Source organism: Gemmatimonadota bacterium (genome assembly GCA_009835325.1).
In the GTDB taxonomy this organism is placed as follows: domain Bacteria; phylum JAAXHH01; class JAAXHH01; order JAAXHH01; family JAAXHH01; genus JAAXHH01.
In genome coordinates, this window is the sequence record VXWP01000087.1 from 39,572 (window position 1) to 53,037 (window position 13,466).

The 13,466-nt window shown below is 63.5% G+C and carries 8 protein-coding genes; 1 reads left to right on the forward strand and 7 read right to left on the reverse strand.

The window, feature by feature from the left end:
- Positions 1-112: 112 nt before the first annotated feature.
- From F4Z81_12010 to F4Z81_12035, 6 genes are all read right to left on the reverse strand, one after another.
- Positions 113-1,312: a tetratricopeptide repeat protein gene (locus tag F4Z81_12010; GenBank protein ID MXW05780.1), complete on the reverse strand. Its 1,200-nt coding sequence runs from the start codon at positions 1,310-1,312 to the stop codon at positions 113-115.
- A 130-nt stretch (positions 1,313-1,442) separates the two neighbouring features.
- Positions 1,443-2,780 (reverse strand): dihydroorotase, encoded by a 1,338-nt coding sequence (locus F4Z81_12015; protein ID MXW05781.1) that lies wholly within the window; start codon positions 2,778-2,780, stop codon positions 1,443-1,445.
- Positions 2,770-3,726, reverse strand: a complete 957-nt coding sequence (locus tag F4Z81_12020) for an aspartate carbamoyltransferase catalytic subunit (protein MXW05782.1) — start codon at positions 3,724-3,726, stop codon at positions 2,770-2,772. The genes F4Z81_12015 and F4Z81_12020 overlap by 11 nt, the downstream gene beginning before the upstream one ends.
- Positions 3,726-4,259: a bifunctional pyr operon transcriptional regulator/uracil phosphoribosyltransferase PyrR gene (pyrR, locus tag F4Z81_12025; protein ID MXW05783.1), complete on the reverse strand. Its 534-nt coding sequence runs from the start codon at positions 4,257-4,259 to the stop codon at positions 3,726-3,728. Before pyrR ends, F4Z81_12020 begins: the two co-directional genes overlap by 1 nt.
- Positions 4,256-5,389: a sugar phosphate isomerase/epimerase gene (locus F4Z81_12030; GenBank protein ID MXW05784.1), complete on the reverse strand. Its 1,134-nt coding sequence runs from the start codon at positions 5,387-5,389 to the stop codon at positions 4,256-4,258. The genes pyrR and F4Z81_12030 overlap by 4 nt, the downstream gene beginning before the upstream one ends.
- Positions 5,203-9,831, reverse strand: a complete 4,629-nt coding sequence (locus F4Z81_12035) for an FtsX-like permease family protein (protein MXW05785.1) — start codon at positions 9,829-9,831, stop codon at positions 5,203-5,205. The genes F4Z81_12030 and F4Z81_12035 overlap by 187 nt, the downstream gene beginning before the upstream one ends.
- Before the next feature lie 496 nt (positions 9,832-10,327).
- Between F4Z81_12035 and F4Z81_12040 the strand changes: the two genes are divergently transcribed.
- Positions 10,328-12,316, forward strand: coding sequence for a hypothetical protein (locus F4Z81_12040; GenBank protein ID MXW05786.1), 1,989 nt, complete (start codon positions 10,328-10,330; stop codon positions 12,314-12,316).
- 72 nt (positions 12,317-12,388) lie between these two features.
- On the opposite strand, the gene F4Z81_12045 is transcribed toward F4Z81_12040, so the two are convergent.
- The gene (locus F4Z81_12045; protein MXW05787.1) at positions 12,389-13,300 is read right to left on the reverse strand and encodes a dihydrodipicolinate synthase family protein; all 912 of its coding nucleotides are present in this window, start codon (positions 13,298-13,300) and stop codon (positions 12,389-12,391) included.
- Positions 13,301-13,466: the final 166 nt, after the last annotated feature.

Consider the following 13,466-nt stretch of genomic DNA (forward strand, 5'->3'; position numbering starts at 1 on the left):
ACATGGGTCAGGACAGCGGTAACAAAAGAGGATTCCGAAAAATCCCGGAATCCTCTTCATAACCACTTGCATTTCTCTTCGGCCGACCACCGTCAGGAACCATCCCCGGAACCTACATGCCTGCTCCCGAGGTGATCAGTTCCATCTTCTTCTTCTGGAGTTCGTCTCCCTTGGTAAACAACTCCATCTTCCTGGCATCGTCCGTTTCGATACTGGCCAGTCCGACGTAGGTATCGCCGAGTATATCGTGGCCTTCGATACTGTTCGGCTCTAAAGCCAGCAGCTTGTTCATGCTCTCGACAGCGCCATTGAACGCCGCCGAGGCCGCTTCCACGTTTCCGGCATCCCTGTCGGACAGACCCTTGTTGTAGTAGTAAGTTCCCAGGTATCGCAGCAGATCCTGGTCCTCCGGGAGGGCGGCGTGTCCCTTTTCCAACGCTTCGATCGCCATACCCAGGTTATCCCTGGAGGCCTGGATGGAACTGAGGTCGCGGTACAGCACCTTTTCAGCCGGAAACGCTTCGATCGCCCGCTCGTACGTGGTGATCACGCCGGCCGTGTCGGCGACTTCGGAGTACGCCTGGCGCATGATGAGGTAGGTGTTGAGATCGACCTCTTCCGACAGTTCGATGATCCTGTCGCAGGCCATGATCGCCTTGTCCCAGGCCTGGGTGTAGTAGTACACGTTGACCAGGCCGTCCCAGGCTTCGAATCTGTCCGGATCCGCTTCGATGAGCGTCTCGAGGGCCATCCTGGAATTTTCATAATCTTCCGAGTTCAGGGCGGCGTAACCCCAGTACAGGTACCCCTGCTGCTTGGCGGCTTCCAATTCGTCCGCCTCCCTGGCCTCGTTCTTCTTGCCGATGGAGCGCAGTATGTCCTGGAGCAACGAGGTCGCGTTGACGGAGCGGTCGTAGAATTGGGCGGCGTCCGCGTACTTCTCTTGTTCATAGCTTTGCTGGCCCCTCTGGTAGTTCTGACGGATCATGGAGCCCAGGGTGTTCCTGAACTGTTCCTTGTCCTTCTTGTCCAGGTCATTGAAGGTAACCGCTTCCCAGTTCTGGAACATCAGGTCGAAGTTGCCCTTGCGGTAATGAATGAGCCCGAGGAGATAGTGGGCGTCGTTGTTGCCCGGGTCCTTCTCCAGGGCGGTCTCGAGCAGCGCCATGGCCTTGTCGGTCTGAGGCGGGATTTCGCGGATGTAGATCTTCGCGGAACGAAGCTCGATTTTCTGCGCGTCTGCGGCGACCGGTATCAACAGGGCGAAGCCGAGGGCAAACAATACGCAGACGGCAACCTTTCTTAAAAACATTACGGACTCCTTTCGACAGGTACGCCGATGACACTTATTCGCGGCCTGCCATGGGTTTGCATCTTCATGATCGCGTCCGGTGAATCCGATGTTGACAGTCTTCTGAAACTAAGTGATACGCACCGGTCCGTCAAGGTGATTCGGGCGTGTCGCGCCGGTAACTGACCCGGCCGCCGGCGATGGTCATGGTAACGCACCCTTCCAGCGTGCGGCCGGTGAAAGGCGAGTTTACGGATCTTGACCTGAAGGACGCGGGATCCACGGTCCAGGTTCCGTCCGGATCGAAGAGCAGGAGGTCGGCAGGACCGCCGGCAGCCAGGCTGCCACCTTCTATCCCCAGAATGCCCGCAGGGGATGCGGACAGGACCTTTACGGCGTCGCCCAGGGATAGCAGGCCGGGCCTGACCAGCTCGGTATACACGACGGCCAGCATGGTTTCGAGACCCGTTGCGCCGGGCAGCGCTTCCTGGAACTCCGTGTTCTTCTCGTCCACGGACCGCGGCGTGTGATCCGAAGCGACGGCGTCGATCGTTCCGTCCGCCAGGCCCGCGCAAAGCGCCTCCACGTCGGCTTTGCTGCGCAGGGGCGGATTGGTCTTCAGGTGCGTATCGTAGGTTGAAAGGGATTCGTCGGTCAACACCAGGTGGTGGGGACTGGCATCGGCGGTTACCCGCACGCCCCGCTGCTTCGCCGACCGGATGAGATCCACCGTCACGGCCGTGCTGGCGTGGGTGACGTGGATCCGTCCGCCCGTCCACTCGGCCAGCATGAGGTCCCGGGCGGCGACGGTTTCTTCCGCGATGGAGGGTATGCCCTTCAGGCCCAACCGGGTGGCGTGGCTTCCTTCGTGCATGTGTCCGCCGGCAGAGAGCGACGGGTCTTCGCAGTGCACGAAAATGGGCAGGTCGAACATCCGGCTGTATTCGAGGGCCCGGCGCAGGATGGCCGGATTCCGGATGGACCGGCCGGCATCGGACAGCGCCACGGCACCGGCCTCGGCCAGTTCGCCGGCCTCGGTCAGACGTTCGCCCCGGCGTCCCGCGGTGACTGCGGCGATGGGGTGGATCTTCGCCGCCGCGCCGGTCGCCCTTTCCCGTACAAATTCCACCGTGGGCGCGTCGTCGATGACCGGGTCGGTGTCCGGCATGCACGCCACGGCGGTGACACCGCCCGCGGCGGCGGCGAGTGCGCCACTCTCCAGGGTCTCCCTGTACTCGAATCCGGGTTCGCAGAGATGGGCGTGCAGATCGACCAGGCCCGGCAGGACGAACAGACCGGCCGCATCGATGACCGCGGCGCCTTTCGCCTCGTCGTCCGTCGGCCGGTCGACAATTCTGCCGTCGCGCATCCAGAGATCTCCTTGCTCGTCGCGACCGGAAGCGGGGTCGACGATGTGTCCGTTGCGGACCACCGCAAGCCCGGCGACTCCAGTTGCGCCGCCGATAGTATCCGGTCCGTCAGGCCGCATCGCGCTCACCTCCGCCGTTGAGGAGATAGAGGACCGCCATGCGCACCGCGACGCCGTTGGTCACCTGGTCCAGAATGACCGATCTCCCGCTGTCCGCCACGCGGCTGTCGAGTTCCACGCCGCGGTTGATGGGGCCGGGGTGCATGACGATGGCTTCGGGTTTGGCGAGTTCCAGCCGTTCGGGGTCGATGCCGAACAGGCGCGTGTACTCGCGCTGGGACGGGAAGAAGGCTTCCTGTTGCCGTTCGAGCTGTATCCGCAGGGCGTAGATTACGTCGGCGTCGCGGAGGGCGTCGCCGATCCGGTAGCTGACCTCCACGCCCATCTCCTCGATGTCGACGGGAATCAGCGTGGGCGGCCCGCATACGACCACGTCGGCGCCCATTTTCCGGAGTCCCCAGATATTGGAGCGCGCCACCCGGCTGTGGGCGATATCGCCGATAAGCGCCACCTTCAGGCCCTCCAGCCGGCCCAGGGCGTCCCGCATGGTCAGGAGGTCCAGCAACCCCTGCGTGGGATGTTCGTGGGCGCCGTCGCCCGCGTTGATGACGACCGCGCTCGACAGGCACTGCGAGAGGAAGAGGGGCGCGCCGGCGGCGGCATGGCGCACCACCACGCAGTCCACCTGCATGGCTTCGATGTTCCGCGCCGTGTCGCTCAGGGATTCTCCCTTGGACACGCTGCTGCCGGTGGACGCGAAGTTCAGGGTGTCTGCGGAGAGTTGCTTCTCGGCGAGTTCGAAGGAAAGCCGCGTGCGGGTGCTCGATTCGAAGAAGAGGTTTACGACGTTCTTCCCGCGGAGGGCGGGGACCTTGCGGATGGGCCGCCGGATCACTTCCTTGAAGGAGTCCGCCGTATCCAGGATCAGTCCGATCTCCTCGCGGGCGTAGTCCTCGAGGCCGATCAGGTGTCGGTGGCGCAGCGTTCGGAGCCGGTTCTTCGCCATCAGGCCACCTCCTCCACCGCGACGTTGTCGTCCCGGTCCAGCTCATGGACGTGGACGACGACGGTCCGGCCGGGGCCCACTTCGATGGTCTCCCCGATGTAATCCGCCTGGATGGGCAGTTCCCTTCCCTCCCGGTCGATCAGGACGGCGAGTTCGATCCGCCTTGCCCGGCCGAAATCCTTAAGCTCGTCCAGCGCCGCGCGGATCGTACGGCCCGTGTACAGGACGTCGTCCACCAGGATGACGGTGCGCCCCTCGATGTCGAAGGGGATGTCGGTCGTGCGGACGACGGGGTAGTCCGCGCGGACCTGGAGGTCGTCGCGGTACAGATTGATGTCCAGCACGCCCACGGGTACGGCCGTGTCTTCCGCCTCCCGTATGGCCTCGGCCAGCCGCCGCGCCAGCCAGTCGCCCCGCCGCTGGATACCCACGATGGCGATGCCGGAAGCGCCCTGGTTGCGTTCCAGGATCTGGCGGGCGATACGGGACAGCGCCCGGGCGATGCCTTCCCTGTCGAGGACCTGCTCGCTCATCCGGCCGCCCTTCCCTCCGCCGAGTCCGGCGCTGTTTCGGCCGCCCCCTCGCGCGGAGCGTCCGCCGCGTCCTGTGCCGTTCCGGCCGCTCCCTCGCGCGCGGCACTCGGCGTCCCGTCGCCCGTCGCGCCCGCCGCCGACCAGGCCGCCTTCAGCGTCTCCAGGCTCTTCCGGGCGATGTGCTCCGCGCCGTATGAATAGTCGAACACCTCCACCGAACCGTATCCGTCGTAGCCGGTTTCCCGGAGCGCTCGCAGTATGGGGACGAAATCGGTATCTCCGAACCCAGGTCCGTTGCCGCTGGCGTCGTTGAAATGGATGTACGCAGTGATATCCCGGTGTTCGTGGATGGCCGCCGCGACGTCCAGCCCCTGGCACAGGGTCGCCCGGACGTCGATGATCAGGCGGAAATTGGGATGGTCGATCTCACGGACCATCCGCGCGGCTTCGGCCGGAGTGTTGATGAAGTTGGTCTGGGCGGCGTCCAGGGGCTCGAGGCAGATAGTGACCCCGTATTCCTCCGCCGTGGGCAGGCACTCCAGGTACGCCTGGCGGGTCCGGTCCCAGGTCGCCTCGTAGGTCTGCTCCGGCAGCACGTTGCGTTGCTTCGGCGAACCGGCCACCATGACCCGTCCGCCGATGTCGCCGCAGAACCGGATCAGGTCGCAGAGGTACAAGCGGGTGCAGTACCGGATACCGTCGTCGGGGTGGTTGAGGTAGAGGCCTTCCGGGCTGAGGAGGAGCCAGTGCAGCCCGGTGATTTCGAGGCCGTATTCCGCCGCGTCGTCGCGTATCGCCTTCCGGGCGTCCTGACCGACCTCGTTCACCGACCGCGCCACCGTGAAGGGCGCGATCTCCACGCCGTCATATCCGATCTCAGCGGCGGTGCTGAAGATCCGCCGGAGGGGAACGTCCCGGAACATCTCGTTGCAGAAGGCGAACTTCATACGGGTTGTCCCGCCTCTTCCATCCTTTCCGTCATTTCCCGGCCGGTCGCGGCGTATTGGTTCTTGAGATCCTGCGGGAGGGTGCGCCAGACCAGGAAGCGCTTGCGCAGCACGCTCAGGAAGCGCCGGTTGATGCGCTGCCAGGACGCCACGTCGCCGCTCTCGCGGTGGATGTCCACCCATACGGCGTAGAGATCTCTTTCATTCTCCGCCGGCGCGGCGCTGAGCGAGACCTTCTGGCTGATGCCCAGGTCGTAGGGGGCGAGCCAGGTCATCATCGAGATATGGTACATGGGCTGGTCCGTCGCGCCTTCCACGGCCGTCAGCTGGACGTTCTCCGTGACGAAGGCGCCCAGGGAACCCTCCTCGTAGGATTCGAAGACCCGCGTGAGATAGGCGTACATGCCCAGCACCTCGACGCTGCCGATGGTGAAGGGGAAATCGAAGCTCCAGTCGTCCCCGTCGGGCTCGGGGAACTTCCACTCCCGGCCCACGTCGGGCACGGCCATGTCCGCCGCCTTCTTGGCCGGGTAGGCCGTCGACAGGAACACCGTGGCCATGACCACGACCACAGACCAGACAGCCGACAGGGAGGAATAGTTCAGCGACAGGCCGGCGAGGATGTCGTAATTCGACAGCACGAGGGTGATGGTCTGTCCCCCCAGGTAGCCCAGCACGGCGCCCACCGTGGCGAATACGGAGGACTCGGCCAGGAACAGCGCCGCGATGTGGCTCGGCGCCAGGCCGACCGAACTGTAGACGCCGATTTCCCGGAAGCGCTCGTGGACCGCGCCCATCATCGTGTTCAGCACGATCATGGCGGCGACGAGGATGGGAATGAGGAAGTTGCCGAGACCCCCGATGGAGGTGGAACCGATGGAACTGTAGACGTTGACCGTGCCGTCCTTCCCCACGAACATGGTCATGGCGACCCTGGACAGGAAGTCCTCGATATCGCGGTCGAAGTCGGGGTTCGGCTGTCCGCTTTCGTCCACGAAGTCCGTGATGGCGACCGAATACATCTTCCCGTCGAGGTCCATGACCGTCTCGTACGGCAGGATCATGACGTTGTTGGACTCGAGATGGATGAAGGCCTCCGGCGGCGACTCGGCCTGCAGCCGCGGGTCCTCGCCGATGCGCTGGGCGATCTTGCCCTTTTCCTGGACCAGGTCGACCGGCGTGAGCTTCTCGTCGTCCAGGTCCTTGAGCTGGTTGAACCTCCTGGAATCGATCACACCGACGACCTGCAGCTTCATGCCGAACATGTCGATGTAGGCGGAACCGGCGTCTTCGGGTCTGATGCCCACCACCGCGGCCACGTCGTCGGGAAGGATGGCCGCGTCCCGTTCACCGGGCTCGAACCACCTGCCGCCGAGGAGGTATTCGTCGAGGCGGGTCGCCCTGGGCTCGTCCGGCGTCAAGCCCAGAATACTGTTCACGTAGCTTTCGTGGGACGACCGGGGCGAGGAGAAGGAGAAGAATCCCTTTTCGCCCTTGACCTGGGACATGTACCAGGCCCGCGGAATCAGCGTGGCCTTATCCTCGAAGGTGCTCTTGAGATAGTCGTAGACGGAGGGCTGCAGCCCTTTCCAGTTACGGTCCCGGACCAGCGTCCCCTCGTAGGCCGGTTCGTTGTACCGCTCCAGCTTGTAGTACCTTAAGGACGTGGTGATGGAAGTAAAGGACAGCACGGTGAAGGTCAGCAGCGTGATGGTCGCCGCCGTGAGGGCCGTGCGGATCTTCCGCTTGCGCAGGTTGGATACCCCCAGCGACAGGGCGACGGCCGTGGCGCTCAACCGGCCGATGTCGGCCTCGTGCATGCCGGTCTGCGCCCGCTTGATCTTCTGGACTTCCTGGTTGAACTTGGACAGGACGATGATGAGCACGGTCGTCCCCAGCGCGAAGATGACGAAGGCCAGGAAGATCACGTAGGGCGAGGTGCTGAGCTTGAAGGCGGGATGCACCTGCTGCAGCACGAGGAAGACCGCGATGAAGAAGGCGGCGAAACCGAAGATCCGCTTGTTGATCGTCGGAAACCCGAAGACCAGGCGCTCCATGAAGAAGGAAAAGGGGATGAGCAATATGAAATAGAAGATCACGCCCTTGACCGTGTCGTCCGCCGTGGACTTGACCTCCGGATAGCCTCGGGCTTCGAGCCCCCAGGCTTCCCGAGACTTGGAAATGAAAGCGTCGTATTCCCGGTTTGCCAGGTGCTCCTCCGCCTCGAGGAGCGTGACGCGCGCCTGTTCGTGCAGCTGCTCGATGCGCTGGTTCTCCACGCCGAAGCGCGCGAGTTGCTTGAGCCTCACGTCATCCACGACCCACATGTCCCGTGTGCCCTGGTAGGACGGATTCACGATGAGGCCCATATCGACCGGGTAGCCCTGGCCCTGGGCCTCTTCCAGCAGTTCCAGGGTCACCTCGTTCGGCTCGACGGGGTCCTTCAGGAAGGTATCCGGCGCATTGGTCAGCAGGTATTTGACGCCGAAGAGACTGGTGCTCATGAGCAGTTTGACGTGCTGGCCCGGCTTGGCGAAGACGACGGCCGCGGGCACGGTTCGGCCCTCCGATCCGCTTTGCTTTTCTATGTAACTGTGGCCGTACCACTGGGGTTCGGCATCGTTCTGCGCCAGGACGGTCAGCTGGTCCAGCGCCGTGAGGTAACGGGAGTCGATGATCTCGTACACGTCGAGGGCCTGGGCCCGGAACACGATCTGCAGGGTGGTATTCTCATTCGCGCCGCTCGCGGCGTCCAGCGGGAAGGTCTTGTCGCCCTCCTGGCCCAGGTCGGGCGCGTAGATGATCTCGCCGTCCTCGTCCAGCGCGTACGTCCGCAACTTGATCGGCCCCTTCTGCTGTTTCAGCGGACGGAATTCGAAGCGTCCCAGGGAATCGGCCTTGGTGATGAGGATGCCGCGCACGCCTGTATTGGTCAGCCCCTTGTAATAGGTGACCAGCGCGCCGGGGATGGGCTTCTTGGGCACGAAGAAATTGACGTCCCGGTCGAACTCGTAGACCGTGCCCGACAAGTCGTGTGCCGTGTCCTGGATCTTGAGCTTGGTCTCTTCGAAGAGCTCGCCGTCGGTGGTGGCCCGGGCGAGCATGACCGCGAGCGACCGCGCCTGCTCGGTGACATTGGCGATGTTGACCGATTCGAAGCGGTCGTTGGGCGTGTCCACCAGGCCCCGCGTCCCGTTCGGCGTGACGAAGGACATGCCCTTCTTGCCCATGTAGGTGACGGCCTCGCTGTCCAGCCCGATCTTGACGGGCATGAAGTCCTTCCAGGTCCGCTGCGGCGGCACGATGGCGTTGACATACCGGGCCGAATCGGCGCCGGCGCCGAAGGCTTCCTGGATATAGCTTGCGAATTTCCGCGAATAGGGGGCGAAGATGTTTTTGATGTAGTGGTTGGTCGCCCAGGCGGCGTTGTCGAAGGTGCCGAAGGCGAAGCTGCCGACGCGGGACTCGTGGCTGGAGAGGTCGATGCCGAAGAACATGTCGAAATCGATCTTTTCCGCCTCGGGGATCCTCGACATGAAGTAACCACTCGCCCGGCCGTGCCGGTACAGCCAGTTGTGCGCGCCTTCCAGGCCGATGAAGTGGGCGGAAGTGGCCAGGATGACCACGGAGTACTTCGGGTTATAGCGCTTGACCGCCTGGGCGACCTCGAGCAGCGCGGCGACGCCCGTGGCGCTTTCGGCACCGGGCGCGACGCCCGGGACTACCGACATGGCGTCGTAGAAGGACGAAATGACGATCGTGTAGTCTTTCCACTTCGTGCGGGTCTCGTCCCTGGCGTTCGGCATTTCCTCGTCGAGGCCGGGTATCCACCCGAAGATGTTCTTCCCTTCCACCACCTCCCAGTCCATGCGGGCCTGGACGTTCACCTGGTTCGTACCCGGTTCGGCCAGGGCCATCAGGCCGGGCGCGTGCGCCTTATCGACCCAGTAACGGGGCACATTGAGCGGAAGCCCCATGAATTTGAGTTCCGCCTCACTCCGGGTCACCCGCCCGTTGTCGAAGAAGATAACCGCGCTGGCGCCGAGCATCCGTGCATTGATGAAACGGTCCTGGGAGTCGAAGTCCATGAGCACGACACTGCCCTGCATCTCGTACCCGTTGAAGTCGGCGAATTCCCCCTTGCCGCCGTAGACGATCGGACCGGAAATACCCTCGCCGGGCGTGGTGGGCGTGCGCACGTGGTTGGGCCAGAGGGCATGGAGGGGAATCTCCTCGCCCGTCTCCATCACCGTCAGTTTCGATCCCTTGTCGATGGGTACCGTGACCGGGAACGTCTCGGTCCGGATGTCCTGCAGGCCGATCTCTTCGAACTGATCCCGTACGTACGCGTAGGCCGAATCGGCGCCGGCGTAGCCCACCACCCGGGAAGGATGGGAGGACAGGGTACGCACCGTGTTTTCGATCGACTCCGCGCTGACCGACTCCAGGGCTTCCTCGAGGTCGCGGTCGTGGCCCAGGAAAGGCTGAACCTCCTGAGGTTCCGGCAGCGAGATCAGCTTCATCAGGATATTTTCGGTAATATCCTCGGGATGGAAGATGGTGACCGAGGACAGCATCAGCACCGCGATGGTGATGCCTATGCCCGTTTTTATCTTCGACCACATGTGCGTTTATCCCTGATTTGCGGCCGCGCAGTCCTGCCGCGCCGCAGTTCTTCCGCCCCTGCCGCAGTCCGAACGCGGAATGCGGTCCGAATGCGGAAGCGGTGGTTTCGTACGTGGAAGCCGCGCAGAACCGCGGCCTCCGCGTCAGTCATTGCCGGGGAACATGGGTATGCCCGGGACTGCCGAGAGGCCCTTCCAGTCGCATTCATCCCGAGCGTAGTGAGTTGTCGCATACTTGAACAAAGCAATATAAAAAAGATGATACGACGGTTCAAGCAAAAACCTGACGGCTCCCTGACGGCCCCAGGGTCGCGCGCTTGGGACGCAATACGCGTGCACGAACCGGTCCGCGACCCTGCATGGTTACAGGATGGTAACACGACAGTTAAAACTAGGGTTGTGCCACCCGACGGAGACCGGATATATTGATTGGCGTACAGTATCCGGATCTTTTTCCCCCTCTAAAACCTGTTTTCCTGTTTCGGCGCACCGAATCATGACATCCCTTACGCGAATCGGTATACCGCGGCCCGGCATATTGCGATCGGCCGGCATATCCCGCCGCGCCGTCGTCCTGGGGCTGGCCCTCGCCGTCCTGATCAACATCTGGGTGCCCTTCGGCTCTTTCATCCTGCAGTCCTCCCGCATGACGGTAGGGCACCTGCCGATCTCGGTCCTCATACCGTTCTTCTTCCTGCTCTTCATCGTCAACCCCGCCCTGCGCACGTGGCGGCCGACCTGGGTGCTGACCGGAAACGAACTGGCCCTGGTCTTCGTGATGATGTTCGTTTCCTCCCTCGTGCCGGGCAAGGTACTGGTCGCCTATCTCATGGGGGTCATCGCGACGCCGTACTATTTCGCGCGCCCCGAGAACCAGTGGGCGGTCACCTTTTTCCAGTACCTGCCCGACTGGCTGCTCGTAAGCGGCCAGGGCAATACGCTGGTGTGGTTCTACGAAGGGATCCCGGAGGGGGCCGGCGACGTCATCTGGGGACCCTGGCTGCCGCCCCTCTTCTGGTGGCTGACCTTCTTCGTTATGCTCTTCTTTATGGGCGCCTGCATGTCCACCATCATGCGGAGGACGTGGGTGGCCCACGAAAGACTGTCCTTTCCGCTCGTCCGGATGGCCGTCGACCTGATCCGCCACGACGACCGGACGGAACGGACGTTCCCCGGTTTCGTGTACGACCGCATGTTCCAGGTGGGCTTCGGCGTCACGCTGGCCCTCATGATCTGGAACATCTCCGCGTTCTGGGGCGCTATTTCGCCCATACCCATCGGGGCGCTCTACCACACTAACCTTAACTTCCTGGAGGGCTTCACTGCCATCCGGGTCAGCGTCAACATATATGCCCTGTGCTTCGCCTTCCTGGCACCGCTCGAGATTACCTTCAGCCTGTGGTTCTTCGCCCTGTGCGGCGTATTGGAAGGCGGCCTGCTCGACCGCGTCGGACTCCAGTATTCCGGCAGCCCGGTGGGCGTGAACGCCGTGGTGAAGGCCCAGTTCTTCGGCGGGTTCATCGTATTCGTCATCTGGCACCTGTGGACGGCCCGCGAGCAGATCGCCGACGTTTTCCGGCGAGCCATGCGCAGCGGTGAGCAAGCGCCCACGGAGCTAATGTCCTACCGCGTGGCCGTGCTCGGACTGGCGGGCAGCGTGGTGTACCTGGTGGCCTGGCTGGTGGGATCGGGCCTTTCGTGGCATGTGGTGCCCATATATCTGTTCTTCCTCTTCGTCCTGTACCTGGGCACGGCGCGGATCATCGCCCAGACGGGCCTGGCGTTTCTGGACCTGCCGGTCAATGCCCACCATTTCACCATCCTGACTATGGGATCGGGGAACATCGACCCCCAGAGCCTGACCACCCTCGGCCTGGGATCCGCCTACGCCCGGAACTGGCGGGGCATGGGCATCGGCACCATCGCCCAGTCCGACAAGGTGATGTCCGATCTGCAGCAGGACAAGCGGGGGATCCTCGCCCTCATGATCGCCACCTTCGTCATCAGCCTGCTGACGTCCGTCCTGTATACGGTCTACATCGGCAATACGACCGTCGGCGCGTACAACTTCGGCGAGCGTGACGCCTTCGGCGGCAAAATCAACGAGTCGTACTACGACGACATCGTACGGTGGATACGGAATGCTGACCAGCTGCAGCCGCCCGAGTTCCTCTTTATGGCCCTCGGCGGCGTCGCCATGCTCGTCATGACGGCCCTGTCCTACCGGTTTCCCGGCTGGCCTCTCGCACCGGTGGGGTTCACCGTGGCCTTCGCCGACGTGACCCGGCTCCTCATGTTCTCGCTGTTCCTGGCCTGGCTGATCAAGATGCTTCTACTGCGGATCGGCGGGGTGACGTTCTACCGCCGGGCCCAGCCCTTTGCCTGGGGCGTGCTCGTGGGGTACACTACGGGGGTTTTTCTCGGGTTCGTCGTGGACTGGATCTGGTTCCCGGGGCAGGGGCACTCTCTGCATGAATGGACATAGCCTTGCGCGGGCTCCCGGTCAGGGGCACGCCCTGCACGTATGGACGTAGCCGGGGCCGACTGCGGTCAGTGATTACCGGTGTATATACAATGGCTCCACGTCCCGCAGGAGCCGGTCGATCTCGGCGAGGTCGTGCCGGTCCAGCCTCCCCGGCGCCCGCGTGTAGGTCGACGCGATCAGTCCCCGCCGTTTCAGGATCTCCTTGCAGAAGATCACGCCTTGCAGGCTTTCGATATTAATGAGCGGTAATAGCCGGGTGTGGATCTCCCGCGCACCTTCCACGTCGCCGGACCGGTAGAGCTCGTAGAGGCGGACCAGCACGTCGGTGAACTCGCAGGCCGGCATGGTGCCGCTCGCGCCGCGGTTCAGCTCGTCGATGAACCAGCGTCCGCCGAACCCGGTGAAGACGCCGTGCAGCTCGTCCCCGCAGGTCTCCAGCAGCGCCGTTACCGAATGGCCCGGAGGCATCATCTCTTCCTTGATGTATTTCACGTGCGGAATGTCCAGCAGCAATTCACGGATGACGGCCGGTGGGAGGCTGGAACCCAGCGGCGGATCGAAGTTCTGGATGAAGACGGGTTTCCCCATGGCTTCCGCGACCCGGCGGTAGTAGTCGACCAGGCCGTCGAGTCCGGGCTTGAGCACGTAGGGCGGCAGGGCGATGGCGCCGTCGGCGCCGGCCTCCCGCGCATGGCGGCTGAACATCACGGCGACCTCGGTACTCACCCCGGCCACGCCCGCGATCATGGGGATGCGCCCGTCCACCTGCTCCACGGCCACGTCCACGACCCGTTTCCGCTCGTCGTCCGAGAGCAGCCAGAACTCGCTCACCATGACGGGATAGACGATACCGTGGGTGCCGGTATCCACGCAGAAATCGATCTGCCTCCGCAGTCCCTCCTCGTCCAGCGCGCCGTCGTCGGTAAAGGGCGTTTGCGGTATGGTGAATATGCCGTGCCAGCCCTGCCTGCCGTCGCTTTTCATGCCAACCTCCCTTGATCGGAACTAAGGTTTAATCCGTGATTGTGCGGCGCTTCCGGGGGCAGCCCAGGCACCACTCCGGCGGTATCCCGGGCACCGCTCCAGGGGCAGCCCGGACGCGCTTCCCGAAGGAGTCCGGACGCCTTTGCGGAAGGGGTCCGGGACGCGC